At 68.6% G+C, this 18231-nt stretch carries 18 protein-coding genes and 1 pseudogene; 14 read left to right on the forward strand and 5 right to left on the reverse strand.

Features of this window, described 5'->3' with window-relative positions; genetic code table 11:
• Positions 1-77 precede the first annotated feature (77 nt).
• The 12 genes from ACWIGU_RS30640 to ACWIGU_RS30695 all read left to right on the forward strand — a co-directional run bounded on the left by ACWIGU_RS30640 (position 78) and on the right by ACWIGU_RS30695 (position 11553).
• Positions 78-1346, forward strand: a complete 1269-nt coding sequence (locus ACWIGU_RS30640; protein WP_454404937.1) for a serine hydroxymethyltransferase — start codon at positions 78-80, stop codon at positions 1344-1346.
• Positions 1347-1475: 129 nt separating this feature from the next.
• Positions 1476-2825 (forward strand): MraY family glycosyltransferase, encoded by a 1350-nt coding sequence (locus ACWIGU_RS30645; protein WP_454404938.1) that lies wholly within the window; start codon positions 1476-1478, stop codon positions 2823-2825.
• A gap of 263 nt (positions 2826-3088) precedes the next feature.
• Complete coding sequence (locus ACWIGU_RS30650; RefSeq protein ID WP_356284680.1) at positions 3089-3538, forward strand: hypothetical protein; 450 nt, start codon at positions 3089-3091, stop codon at positions 3536-3538.
• Between the two features lie 273 nt (positions 3539-3811).
• Entirely contained in the window at positions 3812-4582 is a 771-nt protein-coding gene (gene atpB / locus ACWIGU_RS30655; protein ID WP_266676634.1) for a F0F1 ATP synthase subunit A, read from the forward strand.
• A gap of 77 nt (positions 4583-4659) precedes the next feature.
• Positions 4660-4899, forward strand: coding sequence for an ATP synthase F0 subunit C (atpE, locus tag ACWIGU_RS30660; protein WP_326774080.1), 240 nt, complete (start codon positions 4660-4662; stop codon positions 4897-4899).
• A gap of 38 nt (positions 4900-4937) precedes the next feature.
• Complete coding sequence (locus ACWIGU_RS30665; protein ID WP_266674194.1) at positions 4938-5486, forward strand: F0F1 ATP synthase subunit B; 549 nt, start codon at positions 4938-4940, stop codon at positions 5484-5486.
• Positions 5483-6304: a F0F1 ATP synthase subunit delta gene (locus ACWIGU_RS30670; RefSeq protein ID WP_454404939.1), complete on the forward strand. Its 822-nt coding sequence runs from the start codon at positions 5483-5485 to the stop codon at positions 6302-6304. Before ACWIGU_RS30665 ends, ACWIGU_RS30670 begins: the two co-directional genes overlap by 4 nt.
• Before the next feature lie 120 nt (positions 6305-6424).
• Positions 6425-8017: a F0F1 ATP synthase subunit alpha gene (gene atpA / locus ACWIGU_RS30675; protein ID WP_454404940.1), complete on the forward strand. Its 1593-nt coding sequence runs from the start codon at positions 6425-6427 to the stop codon at positions 8015-8017.
• A 20-nt stretch (positions 8018-8037) separates the two neighbouring features.
• Entirely contained in the window at positions 8038-8955 is a 918-nt protein-coding gene (locus ACWIGU_RS30680; protein ID WP_454404941.1) for a F0F1 ATP synthase subunit gamma, read from the forward strand.
• Positions 8955-10397: a F0F1 ATP synthase subunit beta gene (gene atpD / locus ACWIGU_RS30685; protein WP_376537578.1), complete on the forward strand. Its 1443-nt coding sequence runs from the start codon at positions 8955-8957 to the stop codon at positions 10395-10397. Before ACWIGU_RS30680 ends, atpD begins: the two co-directional genes overlap by 1 nt.
• Before the next feature lie 142 nt (positions 10398-10539).
• Positions 10540-10914 carry a F0F1 ATP synthase subunit epsilon gene (locus ACWIGU_RS30690; RefSeq protein ID WP_356284701.1) on the forward strand — a complete coding sequence of 125 codons (375 nt, stop codon included), beginning with the start codon at positions 10540-10542 and terminating at the stop codon, positions 10912-10914.
• Between the two features lie 189 nt (positions 10915-11103).
• Positions 11104-11553, forward strand: coding sequence for a DUF2550 domain-containing protein (locus ACWIGU_RS30695; RefSeq protein WP_329434025.1), 450 nt, complete (start codon positions 11104-11106; stop codon positions 11551-11553).
• Between the two features lie 234 nt (positions 11554-11787).
• Here ACWIGU_RS30695 and ACWIGU_RS30700 read toward each other — a convergent pair whose 3' ends face one another.
• From ACWIGU_RS30700 to ACWIGU_RS30710, 3 genes are all read right to left on the reverse strand, one after another.
• The gene (locus ACWIGU_RS30700) at positions 11788-13617 is read right to left on the reverse strand and encodes a glycosyl hydrolase family 18 protein (protein WP_454404942.1); all 1830 of its coding nucleotides are present in this window, start codon (positions 13615-13617) and stop codon (positions 11788-11790) included.
• 174 nt (positions 13618-13791) lie between these two features.
• Positions 13792-14436 (reverse strand): response regulator, encoded by a 645-nt coding sequence (locus ACWIGU_RS30705; RefSeq protein ID WP_454404943.1) that lies wholly within the window; start codon positions 14434-14436, stop codon positions 13792-13794.
• Positions 14433-15626 (reverse strand): sensor histidine kinase, encoded by a 1194-nt coding sequence (locus tag ACWIGU_RS30710; protein WP_454404944.1) that lies wholly within the window; start codon positions 15624-15626, stop codon positions 14433-14435. The genes ACWIGU_RS30705 and ACWIGU_RS30710 overlap by 4 nt, the downstream gene beginning before the upstream one ends.
• 170 nt (positions 15627-15796) lie before the next feature.
• On the opposite strand from ACWIGU_RS30710, the gene ACWIGU_RS30715 reads away from it, so the two are divergent.
• Complete coding sequence (locus tag ACWIGU_RS30715) at positions 15797-16342, forward strand: hypothetical protein (RefSeq protein ID WP_454404945.1); 546 nt, start codon at positions 15797-15799, stop codon at positions 16340-16342.
• On the opposite strand, the gene ACWIGU_RS30720 is transcribed toward ACWIGU_RS30715, so the two are convergent.
• Positions 16339-16911, reverse strand: coding sequence for a cob(I)yrinic acid a,c-diamide adenosyltransferase (locus ACWIGU_RS30720; protein ID WP_454404946.1), 573 nt, complete (start codon positions 16909-16911; stop codon positions 16339-16341). The genes ACWIGU_RS30715 and ACWIGU_RS30720 overlap by 4 nt on opposite strands.
• A 13-nt stretch (positions 16912-16924) precedes the next feature.
• A pseudogene (locus ACWIGU_RS30725) lies at positions 16925-17032 on the reverse strand (ABC transporter permease); the annotation flags it as partial.
• Positions 17033-17367: 335 nt separating this feature from the next.
• On the opposite strand from ACWIGU_RS30725, the gene ACWIGU_RS30730 reads away from it, so the two are divergent.
• Positions 17368-18216: a 3-hydroxyacyl-CoA dehydrogenase family protein gene (locus tag ACWIGU_RS30730; RefSeq protein WP_454404947.1), complete on the forward strand. Its 849-nt coding sequence runs from the start codon at positions 17368-17370 to the stop codon at positions 18214-18216.
• Positions 18217-18231: the final 15 nt, after the last annotated feature.

Consider the following 18231-nt stretch of genomic DNA (forward strand, 5'->3'; position numbering starts at 1 on the left):
ACCTGAGTTCCGGGCGGCGCGGGCCTTGCGGGCCTACATTGGATTCGAGGTCACCCCCGCTAGGCCCGGAGCCCAAGATGCCGGTCACCACTGAACAAGCCCCCGCCGGTGCGACGTACGCGCACGCCGGCTTCGACGTGCTGCGCCTTCAGGACCCGGAGATCGCCGAGATCATGCTCGGCGAGGCGGCCCGGCAGGCCACGTCGCTCCAGCTGATCGCCGCCGAGAACTTCACGTCGCCCGCCGTACTCGCGGCCCTCGGCTCCCCGCTCGCCAACAAGTACGCCGAGGGCTACCCCGGCGCCCGCCACCACGGCGGCTGCGAGCTCGTCGACATGGCGGAGCGCCTCGCCGTCGACCGGGCCAGAGCGCTCTTCGGCGCCGAGCACGCCAATGTGCAGCCCCACTCCGGCTCCTCCGCGGTCCTCGCCGCGTACGCCGCCCTGCTGCGCCCCGGCGACACCGTCCTCGCGATGGGGCTCTCGTACGGCGGCCATCTCACCCATGGGTCGCCCGCGAACTTCTCGGGCCGCTGGTTCGACTTCGTGCCCTACGGCGTCGACCCCGAGTCCGGCCTCATCGACCACGACCAGGTCCGCGCGCTGGCCCGCGCCCACCGTCCCAAGGCGATCGTCTGCGGCTCCATCGCGTACCCGCGGCACATCGACTACGCGGCCTTCCGCGACATCGCCGACGACGTGGGCGCCTACCTCATCGCCGACGCCGCGCACCCCATCGGCCTGGTCGCCGGCGGAGCGGCGCCGAACCCGGTGCCGTACGCCGATGTCGTCTGCGCCACCACGCACAAGGTCCTGCGCGGCCCCCGCGGCGGCATGGTCCTGTGCGGGGCCGAGCTCGCCGCACGGATCGACCGGGCCGTCTTCCCCTTCACGCAGGGCGGCGCCCAGATGCACACGATCGCCGCCAAGGCCGTCGCGTTCGGCGAGGCGGAGACCCCTGCCTTCGCCGCGTACACCCGTCAGGTGGTCGCCAACGCGAGGGTTCTCGCGGCCGCGCTGGACGCCGAGGGCCTCGCGATCACCACCGGCGGCACGGACACCCATCTGCTGACCGCCGACCCCACCTCGCTGGGCGTCGACGGCCCGACCGCCCGGGGCCGGCTCGCCTCGGCCGGCATGGTCCTCGACACCTGCGCGCTGCCCTTCGGGGACGGGCGCGGCCTGCGCCTCGGCACCGCCGCCGTCACCACCCAGGGCATGGGCGAACCGGAGATGGCGCGCATCGCGGTGCTGTTCTCGGGGGTGCTGCGAGATGAGGTCGATCCGCGTACAGCACGCGCGGAAGTGCGCGATCTCACCGGAAGATTTCCGCCGTATCCGGCCTAGACAGGGGTAGGCGGGCCAGGGTGGCTCGTCACTCGTGCAACCATCGTCGCTACCCGGCAGTCCTTCACCACATGCGCGCGAAGCTAGGGTGTGGGGCTGAGATGGCCAGCGATATCTGTGGGGAAGCCCGTGCGTGAATACCTGCTGACGCTCTGCATCACGGCCGCGGTGACATACCTGCTGACCGGCCCGGTGCGGAAGTTCGCGATCGTGGCCGGCGCCATGCCGGAGATCCGCGCCCGCGACGTACACCGGGAGCCCACGCCCCGGCTCGGCGGGATCGCCATGTTCTTCGGTCTGTGCGCGGGTCTCCTCGTCGCGGACCACCTGACGAACCTCAGTCCCGTCTTCGAGATGTCGAACGAGCCGCGGGCGTTGCTCTCCGGAGCCGCCCTGATCTGGCTGATCGGCGTCCTGGACGACAAGTTCGAGATCGACGCCCTGATCAAGCTGGGCGGCCAGATGATCGCCGCCGGCGTCATGGTCATGCAGGGTCTGACGATCCTGTGGCTGCCGATCCCGGGTGTGGGCACGGTCTCGCTGACGCAGTGGCAGGGCACGCTCCTCACCGTCGCCCTGGTCGTGATCAGCATCAACGCGGTCAACTTCGTGGACGGCCTCGACGGCCTCGCGTCCGGCATGGTGTGCATCGCCGCCTCGGCGTTCTTCCTGTACTCCTACCGCCTCTGGTACGGCTACGGCATCGAGGCCGCCGCCCCCGCGACGCTGTTCTCGGCGATCCTGATCGGCATGTGTGTGGGCTTCCTGCCGCACAACATGCACCCCGCCCGGATCTTCATGGGCGACTCCGGTTCGATGCTCATCGGCCTCGTCCTGTCCGCCGGTGCGATCTCCATCACGGGCCAGGTCGACCCGAGCGTGATGAAGCTGAACTTCGGCGGCACCCGTGACGCCACCCACGCGATGATGCCGGTCTTCATCCCGCTGCTGATGCCGCTGACGATCATCGCGGTGCCGTTCGCGGACCTGGTCCTCGCCATCGTGCGCCGTACGTGGAAGGGGCAGTCCCCGTTCGCGGCCGACCGCGGTCACCTGCACCACCGGCTCCTGGAGATCGGCCACTCCCACAGCCGCGCGGTGCTGATCATGTACTTCTGGGCGGCGCTGCTGTCGTTCGGCGCGGTCGCCTACTCCGTCCACTCGACGTCGATGTGGATCGTGTTCGCGATCGTCGCGCTGAGCTTCGTCGGTCTCGTACTGCTCCTGCTGCCGCGCTTCACGCCGCGTGCCCCGCGCTGGGCGGAGGCCTTCGTGCCGCCGCGCTACCGGCGCAGGCGGGCCGCGCGGGCGGCGGCCGAGATGCCTGAGACGTCGCCGTCGTACGCGGTTCAGACTGCGGCAGCGGCGGCCGTGGACGAGGGTGCGCGCCCGCCGATGCCCGCAGGAGTCAACGGGGCAACGGCCATTGGCCCCCGTTCGCGCTTCCTGGATCGGCGCAAGGCGCACTCGTCGCGCTGACGCGAGAGACGAAAACGCCTCATTACCAGACAAGTTGGCCGTGTTTTTTGCACAGACGCGCGGATTACCTCTCACGTGTGACAGTGAGCACACTGTAGAGGTAAAGACCTCATCAAATAGTTTGTGATACCGTTCACGAGACCCGGGGATAGAGCCGAAGGACCGTAGTGCGACGGCCCATTGGCCCGAAGTTCCCTCTCGGCCCCGGTTTACGCTCGTCCATGACGACACCCTGCCCCCGTCCAGTTAGCGGAGCTGCCGCCATGCCCTCGAATGACGCACGGATCCTCCTCCAGGCCGTTGTGCCCACAGCCATTGCCGGCGCGATTGCCGCCGTGATCAGTGGTGTGCTGGCCGGCGGCAAGGGGGCGCTCGGCGCTGTCATCGGCACGGTGGTGGTCATCGTCTTCATGGGCCTCGGGCAGGTCGTCCTCCAGCGGACGGCAAAATCGCTTCCGCAGCTCTTCCAGGCGATGGGGCTGATGCTCTACGTCGCCCAGTTGCTGCTGCTTCTGATCTTCGTCGCCGTCTTCAAGGACACGACGCTGTTCAACCCCAAGGCCTTCGCCGCCTCACTCGTCGCCGCCACCGTCGTATGGATGGCCGCGCAGGCGCGTGCGCACATGAAGGCCAAGATTTTCTATATCGATCCCGACTCGGGCAAAGACTCCGAGAAGAGTGACAAGCCCGAGAATTCAGGGTCGTCCTCATGAGGGGTAGGGGCGGGATAAGTGCGGGTTCGCGTTACTGCTATCGTCCGGTGCCAACTGCGGCACTGCGGGCGCGGGCATCTGAGCTGACGCCTGCTCGACTGCGAGGCTCACTGCCTGCCTGCCGCCCCCACATCCGAAACACCAGACCGGTGCCGATCCGCGGCTGCGCGCCGCAACGACACAACGAGGTTGCCGTACCTATGCGTCACGCCGAAGGAGCCCGTGGTGAGTGCTGACCAGACTGAGCTCGCCTTTGACTGGAGCTGTCGGATCCTGTCCGACAACGGCTGCGGCTTTCCGGCTCCCGGTCTGCACTCGTTCCTGTTCCAGCCGATCTTCACCGTCGGCGGGTTCGAGTTCAACAAGGTGATGCTGCTTGCCCTGTTGACGACGCTGGTCATCATGAGCCTCTTCTACGCCGCCTTCGGCCGAGCCAAGGTGGTCCCGGGGAAGCTCCAGATGATCGGTGAGGCGGGGTACGACTTCGTACGCCGCAACATCGTCTACGAGACCCTCGGCAAGAAGGAGGGCGAGAAGTACGTCCCCGTCATGGTCTCGATGTTCTTCTTCATCTGGATCATGAACGTGTGGTCCGTGATTCCGCTGGCCCAGTTCCCGGTGTCGTCGGTCATCGCGTACCCGATCGTGCTCGCCGTCATCGTCTACCTGATCTGGGTCCCGCTGACCTTCAAGCGCCACGGCTTCGTGGGCGGCTGGAAGAACATCACGGGCTACGACAACTCGCTCGGCCCGATCAAGTGGCTCGTCTCGTTCATCGAGTTCTTCTCGAACCTGCTCGTCCGGCCGTTCACGCACGCGGTGCGACTGTTCGCGAACATGTTCGCCGGTCACCTGATGCTGGTCATGTTCACCGTTGCCTCCTGGTACCTGCTGAACAGCTACATGATCCCGGCCGCGGGCGTCTCGTTCGTCATGACCGTCGTCATGATCCTCTTCGAGCTTTTCGTGCAGGCCGTCCAGGCGTACGTCTTCGTGCTCCTCGCCTGCACGTACATCCAGGGCGCGCTCGCCGAGCACCACTGAGCCAGTCCCGTCCCGTCATATTTCAGTCGTCCGGTGGCCAACCCCCACCGGTTCGTTAAAGAGAAGGAAGTAACGGCATGTCCGCGACCATCGAACTCGCCGCTGGCGTCACCGGCTCCCTCGGTTCCATCGGCTACGGTCTCGCTGCCATCGGCCCCGGCATCGGCGTCGGCATCGTCTTCGGTAACGGCACCCAGGCCCTGGCCCGTCAGCCCGAGGCCGCCGGTCTGATCCGCGCCAACCAGATCCTCGGCTTCGCCTTCTGTGAGGCGCTCGCCCTCATCGGCATCGTTATGCCGTTCGTGTTCGGTAAGTAATCACTTCTTACTGACACTTTTCGACGAAAGGCACTGATGTGATCGCCAACCTGGTTGCACTCGCGGCCGAGGAGGAGCAGAACCCGCTCATCCCGCCGGGTCCCGAGCTGCTCATTGGCACGCTTGCCTTCGCCATCGTCTTCTTCTTCTTCGCCAAGAAGCTCCTCCCGCGTATCAACAAGACGCTGGAAGAGCGCCGCGAGCTGATCGAAGGCGGTATCGAGAAGGCCGAGTCGGCCCAGACCGAGGCCCAGAGCGTTCTTGAGCAGTACAAGGCTCAGCTCGCCGAGGCTCGTCACGAGGCCGCGCGGCTGCGCCAGGAGGCGCAGGAGCAGGGCGCCACGCTCATCGCCGAGATGCGCGCGGAAGGCCAGCGGCAGCGTGAGGAAATCATCGCCGCCGGCCACTCGCAGATCGAGGCCGACCGCAAGGCCGCCGCTCAGGCGCTGCGCCAGGACGTGGGCCAGCTGGCCACCACGCTGGCCGGCAAGCTGGTCGGCGAGTCGCTTGAGGACCACGCCCGGCAGTCGCGCACGATCGACCGCTTCCTCGATGACCTCGAGGAGAAGGCCGAGGCTGTTCGATGACTGCCCACGGAGCGAGCCGCGAGGCACTCGCCTCCGCACGTGAGCGTCTCGACGCGCTGACCGACAGCACCTCGGTCGACGCCCGACAGCTTGCCGGAGAGCTGGCCGCGGTCACCGCGCTGCTCCACCGCGAGGTGTCACTGCGACGGGTCCTGACCGACCCGGCGCAGTCCGGCGAGGCCAAGGCCGAGCTCGCGGGGCGCCTGCTGGGCAGCCAGGTCAGCGGTTCGACCGCCGACCTGGTGGCCGGCCTGGTCCGCTCCCGCTGGTCCGCCCCGCGCGACCTGGTCGACTCCGTCGAGGAGCTGGCGAGCATCGCCGAGCTGACCGCGGCGCAGCAGGCGGGCGAGCTGGACGACGTCGAGGACGAGCTGTTCCGGTTCGGCCGGATCGTCTCCTCGAGCACCGAGCTGCGCGCCGCGCTCACGGACCGTATCGCCACGGGCACGGCCAAGGGCGAGCTGCTGCGCAGCCTGCTCGGCGGTCGCGCCACGGCCACCACCGAGCGTCTCGTCGAGCGCCTTGTGACCCAGCCGCGTGGACGTAGCCTGGAGGGGGGACTCGAGTCCCTGTCCAAGCTCGCCGCGGAGCGCCGGGACCGCACGGTGGCTGTCGTCACCACGGCGGTTCCGCTGAGCGATGCGCAGAAGCAGCGCCTGGGCGCCGCCCTGGCAAAGCTCTACGGGCGTCAGATGCACCTGAACCTCGACGTGGACCCCGAGGTCCTCGGCGGGATCAACGTGCAGGTGGGCGAAGAGCTCATCAACGGAAGCATCGCGGACCGCATTGAGGACGCCAGCCGCCGTATGGCCGGCTAGCGGACTCGCACAACGTAGTAGTACCTACGGCCCTAGTTGGGCCGTGCAGAGGATTCCTGGGGGCTGACCCCAGACCCCCCAAGAAAACTTCGGGCCCAACAAGGAGAGCAGGGAACCCAGATGGCGGAGCTCACGATCCGGCCGGAGGAGATCCGGGACGCGCTGGAGAACTTTGTCCAGGCGTACAAGCCGGACGCGGCCTCGCGCGAGGAGGTCGGTACGGTCACCCTTGCCGGCGACGGCATCGCGAAGGTCGAGGGCCTGCCCTCGGCCATGGCCAACGAACTGCTGAAGTTCGAGGACGGCACCCTCGGCCTCGCCCTCAACCTCGAGGAGCGCGAGATCGGTGCCATCGTGCTCGGTGAGTTCACCGGTATCGAGGAGGGCCAGCCGGTGCAGCGCACCGGTGAGGTGCTCTCCGTCGCCGTCGGCGAGGGCTACCTGGGTCGCGTCGTCGACCCGCTCGGCAACCCGATCGACGGCCTTGGCGAGATCGAGACCAGCGGGCGTCGCGCCCTTGAGCTGCAGGCTCCCACGGTCATGCAGCGCAAGTCGGTGCACGAGCCGATGGAGACCGGCTACAAGGCCGTCGACGCGATGACCCCGATCGGCCGCGGTCAGCGTCAGCTGATCATCGGCGACCGCCAGACGGGCAAGACCGCCCTGGCTGTCGACACGATCATCAACCAGCGCGACAACTGGCGCTCGGGCGACCCGAAGAAGCAGGTCCGCTGCATCTACGTCGCCATCGGCCAGAAGGGCTCGACCATCGCCTCCGTGCGTGGCGCCCTGGAAGAGGCCGGCGCGCTGGAGTACACGACCATCGTCGCCGCCCCGGCGTCCGACCCGGCCGGCTTCAAGTACCTTGCGCCGTACACCGGTTCGGCCATCGGTCAGCAGTGGATGTACGAGGGCAAGCACGTCCTCATCGTCTTCGACGACCTCTCGAAGCAGGCCGACGCCTACCGCGCCGTGTCCCTGCTGCTCCGCCGCCCGCCGGGGCGCGAGGCCTACCCGGGTGACGTCTTCTACCTGCACTCCCGCCTCCTCGAGCGCTGCGCGAAGCTCTCGGACGAGATGGGTGCCGGCTCGATGACCGGTCTGCCGATCGTCGAGACCAAGGCGAACGACGTGTCGGCGTTCATCCCGACCAACGTCATCTCCATCACCGACGGCCAGTGCTTCCTGGAGTCGGACCTGTTCAACGCCGGTCAGCGCCCCGCGCTGAACGTCGGTATCTCCGTCTCCCGAGTCGGTGGTTCCGCGCAGCACAAGGCGATGAAGCAGGTCTCCGGCCGCCTCCGCGTGGACCTCGCCCAGTTCCGTGAGCTCGAGGCGTTCGCCGCCTTCGGTTCCGACCTGGACGCCGCGTCGAAGGCCCAGCTGGAGCGCGGTCAGCGCATGGTCGAGCTGCTCAAGCAGCCCCAGTACCAGCCGATGGCGACCGAGGACCAGGTTGTCTCCGTCTGGGCCGGCACCACCGGCAAGATGGACGACGTCCCGGTCGCGGACATCCGGCGCTTCGAGCGCGAGCTGCTCGACTACCTGCACCGCAAGGAGCAGGGCCTGATGACCTCCATCAAGGAGGGCGGCAAGATGTCGGACGACACCCTGACGGCCACCGCCGACGCCATCGCGGACTTCAAGAAGCAGTTCGAGACCTCGGACGGGAAGCTTCTCGGCGAGGACGCTCCGGCCGCCGCCGGTAAGTGACGACGGAAGGGACCTGACTCATGGGAGCCCAGCTCCGGGTCTACAAGCGTCGCATCAAATCCGTCACCGCGACCAAGAAGATCACCAAGGCGATGGAGATGATCGCCGCCTCGCGTGTCGTCAAGGCGCAGCGCAAGGTGACGGCCTCCACGCCGTACGCGACCGAGCTCACCCGCGCGGTCACGGCTGTCGGCACCGGTTCGAACACGAACCACCCGCTGACGACGGAGCCGGAGACGGCGACGCGCTCCGCGGTGCTGCTCCTCACGAGCGACCGCGGACTGGCCGGCGCCTTCAACTCGAACGCCATCAAGGCCGCGGAGAAGCTGACCGCGCGTCTCGAGGCCGAGGGCAAGGAGGTCGAGATCTACATCGTCGGCCGCCGCGGTGTCGCCCACTACAACTTCCGTGAGCGCAAGATCGCGGAGCAGTGGACCGGCTTCACCGACGAGCCCACGTACGCGGACGCCAAGAAGGTCGCGGGCCCGCTGATCGAGGCGATCGAGAAGGACTCGGCGGAGGGCGGCGTGGATGAACTCCACATCGTCTACACGGAGTTCATCTCGATGATGACGCAGTCGGCCATCGACGGCCGTCTGCTTCCGCTCAGCCTCGAAGAGGTGGCGGAGGAGTCGAAGTCCAAGGGCGAGATCCTTCCGCTGTACGACTTCGAACCGTCGGCGGAGGACGTCCTCGACGCCCTGCTGCCGCGCTACGTCGAGAGCCGTATCTACAACGCGCTGCTCCAGTCGGCTGCTTCCAAGCACGCCGCCACGCGCCGCGCGATGAAGTCGGCGACCGACAACGCGGGAGACTTGATCAACTCGCTCTCCCGACTTGCCAACGCGGCCCGCCAGGCCGAAATCACCCAGGAAATCAGCGAGATCGTCGGCGGCACTGCAGCCCTGGCCGACGCGACCGCGGGGAGTGACAAGTAATGACGACCACTGTTGAGACGGCCGTTGCCACGGGCCGCGTCGCCCGGGTCATCGGCCCGGTCGTCGACGTGGAGTTCCCCGTCGACGCGATGCCGGAGATCTACAACGCCCTGCACGTCCAGGTCGACGACCCGGCCACCGAGGGCGCGAAGAAGACGCTGACCCTCGAGGTCGCCCAGCACCTGGGTGACGGCGTGGTCCGTACGGTCTCGATGCAGCCCACCGACGGCCTGGTCCGCCAGGCCGCCGTGACGGACACCGGCGCCGGCATCTCGGTGCCCGTCGGTGACCTGACCAAGGGCCGGGTGTTCAACACCCTGGGCGACGTGCTGAACGACGACGCGTCCAGCGTCTCCGAGGCTCCGCGCTGGGAGATCCACCGCAAGGCCCCGGCCTTCGACCAGCTCGAGTCCAAGACCGAGATGTTCGAGACCGGTCTGAAGGTCGTCGACCTTCTCACCCCGTACGTCAAGGGTGGAAAGATCGGTCTGTTCGGTGGTGCCGGTGTCGGCAAGACCGTTCTGATCCAGGAAATGATCGTCCGTGTGGCCAAGCTGCACGACGGTGTCTCCGTCTTCGCCGGTGTCGGCGAGCGCACCCGTGAGGGCAACGACCTCATGGTCGAGATGGAGGAAGCCGGCGTTCTGGACAAGACCGCGCTGGTCTTCGGCCAGATGGACGAGCCGCCGGGCACGCGTCTGCGCGTCGCCCTGGCCGGTCTGACCATGGCGGAGTACTTCCGCGATGTGCAGAAGCAGGACGTGCTGTTCTTCATCGACAACATCTTCCGCTTCACGCAGGCCGGTTCCGAGGTCTCGACCCTGCTCGGCCGCATGCCCTCCGCGGTGGGTTACCAGCCGACCCTCGCCGACGAGATGGGTCTCCTCCAGGAGCGCATCACGTCGACCCGTGGTCACTCGATCACCTCGATGCAGGCGATCTACGTCCCCGCGGACGACCTGACCGACCCGGCCCCGGCCACCACGTTCGCCCACCTCGACGCGACGACGGTTCTCTCCCGTCCGATCTCCGAGAAGGGCATCTACCCGGCCGTGGACCCGCTGGACTCCACGTCCCGCATCCTGGACCCGCGCTACATCGCGCAGGACCACTACGACGCCGCGATGCGCGTCAAGACGATCCTGCAGAAGTACAAGGACCTCCAGGACATCATCGCGATCCTCGGTATCGACGAGCTGGGCGAGGAGGACAAGCTCGTTGTCCACCGTGCCCGTCGCGTCGAGCGCTTCCTGTCGCAGAACACCCACGCCGCCAAGCAGTTCACCGGCGTGGACGGTTCGGACGTGTCGCTCGAGGAGTCGATCACCGCGTTCAACGCGATCTGCGACGGCGAGTACGACCACTTCCCCGAGCAGGCGTTCTTCATGTGCGGTGGCATCGAGGACCTGAAGGCCAACGCCAAGGAGCTCGGCGTCTCCTGATTCTGGCTTCTCCGGAAGCACAGACTCGTGGGAGAGGGGCGGGGGATACCCGCAGGGTGTGTCCCGTCCCTCTCCGTACGCCGACTAGACTTTGACCCAACACCCGGCAGAAACCGCCGGGTGGTGACCCGAGGAGCCCACCTTGGCTGCTGAGCTGCACGTCGAGCTCGTCGCCGCGGACCGCAGTGTCTGGTCCGGCGAGGCCACCCTGGTCGTCGCGCGCACCACGTCCGGCGACATCGGCGTCATGCCCGGTCACCAGCCGCTTCTCGGTGTGCTGGAGTCGGGCCCGGTGATGATCCGCACGAGCGACGGCGGGACGGTTGTCGCCGCTGTGCACGGCGGTTTCGTCTCGTTCGCCGACAACAAGCTGTCCCTGCTTGCCGAGATCGCCGAGCTTTCGGACGAGATCGATGTCCAGCGTGCGGAGCGGGCGCTCGAGCGCGCGAAGTCGGATGCGGACGCATCCGCCGAGCGTCGCGCGGACGTCCGACTGCGTGCGGTGGCGACGCGCTGAACCCTGGGGGTACCTCCCAGGCCCTTTAGGCTATGGGGGAGCACGGAGTGACATGACTCAGCCGCGGCCAGGACCGGAGAACCTCTCCGGACCGGGTCGCGGCTGAGGCGATCCTTGGTCAATTTTGCAGTTCCGTTATCGGATCCGCTGTCGGGCCCGTTATCAGATGAGGCGAGGAGGTCGGTACGAATGGTCCTCGTTCTCGTGCTGTGCGTGGTCGCGGTCGTCGTACTCGTATTGCTGGGGTTGTTCGTCTTCGGCCTGAGGCGCCGGCTGATCCAGCGCTCCGGGGGCACCTTCGACTGCTCCCTGCGGTGGGACGTGCCCGAGGGAGGCGACGCCTCCGGCAAGGGCTGGGGCTACGGCGTGGCCCGCTACAACGGCGACCGGATCGAGTGGTTCCGTGTCTTCTCCTACGCGGTCCGGCCGCGCCGCACCCTGGAGCGCTCGGCGATCGAGGTGACGGGACGGCGCGCGCCGGAGGGCGAGGAGGAGCTGGCCCTGCTCTCGGACGCGATCGTCCTCGCGTGCTCGCACCGCGGCTCGCGTCTGGAGCTGGCGATGAGCGAGGACGCGCTGACCGGCTTCCTGGCGTGGCTGGAGGCGGCGCCTCCGGGACAGCGGGTGAACGTCGCGTAGCGGCGTTCAGGGCCCCGCTGGATGGGGGTCCCCCCTGGAGCGGAGCTCCTTGGGGGAGGGTGAACGTCGCGTAGCGGCGTTCAGGGCCCCGCTGGATGGGGGTCCCCCCTGGAGCGGAGCTCCTTGGGGGAGGGTGAACGTCGCGTAGCGGCGTCGGCCTGAGGTTTTGCATGGAGAAGCCGGGTGAACAGGGGGCGGCCCCGTTCACCCGGCTTCCGTCATGTGCGGCCGGTGTTAACCCAGGCCGCTGTTGATCGCGGTCACCAGCTCGCCGCCTGCGGTGTCACCGCTGAACTCCCAGAAGAAGGCGCCGCCCAGGTTCTGGCTCTTGGCCCAGGCCATCTTGGAGTTGATGGTGGCGGGGGTGTCGTAGGACCACCAGTCGGAGCCGCAGTACGCGTACGCCGTACCGGCCACCGTTCCGTTCGAGGGGCACTTCGTCTTGAGGACCTTGTAGTCCTCGATGCCCTGTTCGTACGTGCCGGCGGCGGGGCCTGTTGCGGTGCCGCCCGGCTCCTTCTGTGTGACGCCGGTCCAGCCGCGGCCGTAGAAGCCGATGCCGAGCAGGAGTTTGCCCGACGGGACGCCCTGGGCCTTCAGCTTGGCAATGGCGTCAGCGGAGTTGAAGCCCTGCTGTGGGATGCCGGGGTACGAGGTGAGCGGGGAGTGCGGGGCCGTCGGGCCCTGGGCGTTGAACGCGCCGAAGAAGTCGTAGGTCATGACGTTGTACCAGTCGAAGGACTGGGACGCGCCCGCGTAGTCGTTCTTCTCGATCTTGCCGCCGGTGGAGGCGTCGGCCGTGATCGCCGCCGTCACCAGGTTGCCGGTGCCGAACTTGGTGCGCAGCGCGGACGCCAGCTTCTTCAGGGCGTCCTGGCCCGAGGTGTCGCAGGACAGGCCGCAGGCGTTGGGGTACTCCCAGTCGATGTCGATGCCGTCGAACACGTCGGCCCAGCGCGGGTCCTCGACCAGCTTGTAGCAGGAGTCGGCGAACGCGGCCGGGTTCTGCGCGGCCTGGCCGAAGCCGCCGGACCAGGTCCAGCCGCCGAACGACCAGAGGATCTTCAGGTTCGGGTGCTTGGCCTTGAGCTGGCGCAGCTGGTTGAACGCGCCGCGCAGCGGCTGGTCCCAGGTGTCGGCGACGCCCGAGACGGAGTTGGCGGCCGTGTACGCCATGTCCGTGTCGGCGTAGGAGTCGCCCATCGTGCACTGGCCGTTCTGCACGTTGCCGAAGGCGTAGTTGATGTGCGTGACCTTCGCGGCGGAGCCGGAGGTCTCCAGGTTCTTCGGGAAGTACTGGCGCCCGTAGACGCCCCAGTCGGTGAAGTACCCCAGCTTGACCTTGCCGCCGGGGCCCGGGTCGGTGCCGCCGCCGGTCGTGTGCACCCTGACCGAGCCGGAGGCGGGTCCGCTCTGGTCGGCGGTGTCGCGGGCCTGGACGGTGTACGAGTAGTCGGTGCCGGCGGTGAGGCCGGTGTCGGAGTACGAAGTCCCGGTCACCGTCGCGACCTTGGCGCCGTCGCGCAGGACGTCGTAGTTCTTGATGCCCTTGTCGTCGGTGGCCGCAGTCCAGTCGAGCTTGACCGAGGCGTCCGTGACGGAGGAGGCGGTGGGGGTGCCGGGCGCGGAGGGGGCCGCGTCGCCGGGGACGTCACCGCCGTCGCAGGAGGCGCCGTTGAGCTTGCAGCCGGAGGGGGCGCCGGGGCCCGAGCCGTTGAACCCGAAGGAGACCGAGGCGCCGGGGGCGAGCGACCCGTTGTAGGAGGCGTTCTTGGCGGTCCAGTGGTCGGCGGAGTTGGTGACGGTGGCGTCCCAGGCGGAGGTGACCTTGGTGCCGGCGGGGAAGTCCCACTCGACGGTCCAAGAACTGAGGGTCGTGGTACCGGTGTTCTTGACGGTCCACTTGCCTTCGAAGCCGGTGCCCCAGTCCTGGGTCTTGACGTAGGTCGCGGTGGCGGTGCTCGCGGCGGCGGCCGCGTGGGAGGGAGTGGCGAGGCCGACGAGGGCGGCGGCCGGGAGCAGCAGGGTGGTGAGGCCTGCCACGGCTCTCTGTCTGAGTCTCAAGCGCAAGGGGTGCTCCTCGGGTGGTATCCGGGGGACATGACGGGGGTGGAACCCTGCGCCGCCCGTGAGCATCGCCGTGCTGGTCATGTGCATGGCTGCGCTCACCGCAGTGCCGTGAGAATAGAAAGGTCTGGACCAACGGTCAAGGTCTAAACCAATTACAGGAATCGGCCCTCACAGCCCCAACTCCTGCGCAAGGACGGCCGCTTGCACCCTGCTGCGCAACTCCAGTTTCCCGAGCAGCCTGCTGACGTGCGTCTTCACCGTCGCCTCCGCCATCTCCAGGCGTACCGCGATCTCCGCGTTCGACAGCCCGTCACCGAGGCAGGAAAGCACCTCCCCCTCCCGGCGCGTGAGGGTGCCGAGGCCGGTCGGCGCGGGCCCGGGCTCCGGCCGTACGGGCTTCGCCGCGAACTCCGCGATGAGCTTGCGGGTCACCGCCGGAGCGATCAGACCCTCACCGCGCGCGACCGTGCGGACACCCTCGATCAGGTCCTTCGCCTCGGTGTTCTTCAGCAGGAACCCTCCGGCGCCCGCGCGCAGCGCCCCGAAGACGTACTCGTCGAGGTCGAACGTCGTCAGGACGAGCACGTCCGCGAGTTTCTCGGAGACCACCTGACGGGTCGCCGAGACGCCGTCGAGGCGCGGCATCTGGATGTCCATGAGGACGAGATCCGGCCGAAGTGCGCGCGCGAGCGCCACCGCCTGCTCGCCGTCCGCCGCCTCCCCGACGACCTCGATGTCGGGGGCGCTGCCCAGGATCAGGACGAGCCCCGCCCGTACGGCGGCCTGGTCCTCGGCGACCAGCACGCGGATCACTCGGACACTCCTTCGTCAGCGGGGGCGACGGGCAACTCGGCCCTGACCTGCCAGATCCTGCCGCCGGGCCCGCTGCCGGGACCGGCCTCGAACGTGCCGCGCAGCAGCGCGGCGCGCTCGCGCATCCCGATGAGCCCGGCGCCCGAACCGGGAGCGCGCGGGCCGTCCACATCCCCGTACGGGCTGCTCACCCGCACCGTCAGCGCCCCGTCGGTGCGGTGGACGGCCACGGTGACGGGGCCGTGCGACGCGTGCTTGAGGGCGTTCGTGAGGGATTCCTGCACGATGCGGTACGCGGCGAGCCCGATCGGCGCGGGCAGGCCGCCGACGCCGTCGCCGACGGTGAGGGTGACGTCGACGCCGTTGGTGCGGGACTGCTCCACGAGGGCTCCGAGGCCGTCCAGTGTGGGCGCGGCGACGGGCTCGCCCTGAGATTCGCCGCTGTCGTCCCGCAGGATGCCGATGAGGCGCCGCATCTCGGCAAGGCCCTCCACGCTGTTCTCACGGATGACGGTGAGCGCCTGCTGCGTGGTCCTCGGATCGTCGAGCGAGAGCGCGGCCGTGGAGTGGATGGCGATCGCGGACAGATGGCCCGCGACCAGGTCGTGCAGCTCGCGGGCCATCCGCGCCCGCTCGGCGACGACCGCCTGCGTGCGGTCCATCTCCGCGAGCAGCGCGGTCTGTTCGGCGCGCAGCCGCGCGGACTCGGCGGCCTCCCGGTGGTTGCGTACGAGGACACCGGTGGCCGCGGGCGCGAACGACACGAGGCCGCTGACGACGCCGATCAGGAGTGCCTCCGGCCTGCGGAACCAGGCCAGGAACCCCAGGGTCACCGCGATGGTGATCAGCGCCGTCGTCACCGGGATCCGGCGGGCGGCGGCCGGGGTGCCGTACAGGACGGCCGCGTAGACGAGGTCCGTGAACATCAGCGTCGTCGCGAGGCTGCCCAGCGTGAACTGGTCCGCGATCAGGACGAACGTGCCGAGGACCAGGGCGGTCTGGGGCGCGGTCCTGCGCAGCAGTTCCAGGCCCGCCATCGCGCAGAGCGGCACGAGGAGCCAGCCGCCGCCGAGGGCCCGCCAGCCCTGGCTGTTGGTCAGGCCGAGCGCCCACAGCAGGAGACCGCCGAGCAGGCCGACCGCCGCGATACGGACGTCGTCGCGGTGCGGGCGGGACAGGGGCAGGGGCATGCCCCCATTCAATACGGCCGGACGGGGCATCGCCTGTGCCTGCCGGGCGGGCCCGGGCGGCGCGCGTACATCGAAGGATGCAGTCCCGTTTCGTCACCGGTGACGACGATCGGCGGGTGTGGCGGCCCGAGGCTGGAAGGAGTCCACGAACCCCTCCCGAGGAGCCCGCCGTGATCGTCACGCTGATCGTCGCCTGCGAGATCGGCTTCTGGGTGCTGCTCGCCGCGGGACTCGCCCTGCGCTACGTGGCGAAGATGCCGCGCACGAGCGTCGGCGTCCTGCTGTGCGAGCCGCTCCTGGAGGTCGTCCTGTTCGTCGTCACCGCGACGGACCTCAGGAACGGGGCCGAACCGGACTGGAAACACGGCCTTGCCGCCGTCTACATCGGCTTCTCCGTGGGGCTCGGCCACTCCACCGTCAAGTGGGTGGACGCCCGGGTCGCCCACCGGTTCGCCGGGGGACCGCCCCCGGTGAAGCCGCCGAGGTACGGGGCCGCGCGCGCCGCCCACGAGTGGCGGACGGCCGCGCGCTGGATCCTCGCGTGCGCCGTCGCGCTCGCCCTGCTCCAGGGCGCGATCTGGTACGTGGGCGCCGGCGGGAACATCGGCTCGCTGCGGATGTGGCAGCAGAAGATGCTCTTCGTGAGCGGCATCAATCTCGTGATCGCGCTGAGCTACACGCTGTTTCCGAAGAAGGCGCCCGCCCTCGACCGCTAGCGCTCGCCGCCCGGGACCCACAGCACGTCCCCGACCGCCTTGTTCGCCGTGCGCGCCAGGATGAACAGGAGGTCGGAGAGGCGGTTCAGATACGTCGCCGTCAGCGGGTTCATCGACTCGCCGTGCACCTCGAGAGCCGCCCACGTGGAGCGCTCGGCCCTGCGGACCACGGTGCACGCCTGGTGCAGCAGCGCCGCACCCGGCGTGCCCCCGGGCAGGATGAAGGACCGGAGCTTCTCCAACTGCTCGTTGAAGCGGTCGCAGTCCGCCTCCAGCTTGTCGACGTAGAACTGCTCGACGCGCAGCGGGGGGTGCTTGGGATCCTCGACCACCGGCGTCGACAGGTCGGCGCCCACGTCGAACAGGTCGTTCTGGACCCGTACGAGGACCTTCACGACCTCCTCGTCGAGCCCGCCGAGCGCGACCGCCGTGCCGATGACGGCATTGGCCTCGTTGGCGTCGGCGTAGGCGGAGATCCGCAGATCGGTCTTGGCGGTCCGGCTCATGTCGCCGAGGGCGGTCGTGCCCTGGTCGCCGGTCCTGGTGTAGATACGCGTCAGATTGACCATGGGGTCAGCGTAGTTACGCGGCAGCCCTGCGGAAGCCACGTGTGCCGACCGTCACGGCGAGCGCCGCCAGGGCGAGGGCGACCAGGACCCCGTACAGCATGAGCGCCGTCGCGTATCCGAGCAGCAGGGCGAGACGGCTGCCCGGGCTGACGCGCGTGCGCTTTCCCGCATCGCCGCCGAGATGATCAAGGCAAGGCCGGCGGGGGAGGTGTCCCGCGAAGCGCTCGGCCTGCTCGACGAGATGGAGGGCCTTCTGGGCGAGCAGGTGCTCAACTACGCCGCGCGCGACGCCTGATGGGCCGGCCGGTGTGATGTCCGTCATTCGAGACGTGACGCGCATTACTTCGCCGCCCCACGGCCCCTCACTGGCACTAATGTCCGCCGGAGAGAAACGTGAACAGCGGGTAGCCGCCAGTTGCAGGTGGTACGCGGTCAGCGGGTAAGGGGAGTCGCACAGTGGCAGGGAAGCTCGCCGTCATCGGAGCCGGACTCATGGGGTCCGGAATCGCCCAGGTCTCGGCGCAGGCGGGCTGGGACGTCGTCCTGCGCGACGTCACCGACGCCGCCCTGGCCCGTGGTACCGACGGCATCAAGGCCTCGTACGACAGGTTCGTGAGCAAGGGCAAGCTGTCCGCCGAGGATGCCGGGGCCGCGCTCGCCCGCATCACCACGACCACCGATCTGGACGCGGTCGCCGACGCCGACATCGTCGTCGAGGCCGTCTTCGAGAAGCTCGAGGTCAAGCACGAGATCTTCCGGGCGCTCGACAAGATCGTCCGCGAGGACGCCGTGCTCGCCTCGAACACCTCCGCCATCCCGATCACCAAGATCGCGGCGGTCACGGAGCACCCGGAGCGCGTCGTCGGCGCCCACTTCTTCTCGCCGGTCCCGATGATGCAGCTGTGCGAGCTGGTCCGCGGCTACAAGACGAGCGACGAAACGCTCGCCACCACGCGGGAGTTCGCCGAGTCGGTCGGCAAGACGTGCATCGTCGTCAACCGCGACGTCGCCGGCTTCGTGACCACGCGGCTCATCTCGGCCCTCGTCGTCGAGGCCGCCAAGCTGTACGAGTCGGGCGTCGCCACCGCCGAGGACATCGACATTGCCTGCAAGCTCGGCTTCGGCCACGCGATGGGACCGCTCGCCACCGCCGACCTCACGGGCGTCGACATCCTGCTGCACGCCACCAGCAACATCTACACCGAGACCCAGGACGAGAAGTTCGCCCCGCCCGAGCTGATGCGCCGGATGGTTGACGCCGGTGACATCGGGCGCAAGAGCGGGCAGGGGTTCTATAAGCACTGATTTCTCGGCACCCCG

It is taken from the genome of Streptomyces sp. NPDC055400 (assembly GCF_053644375.1).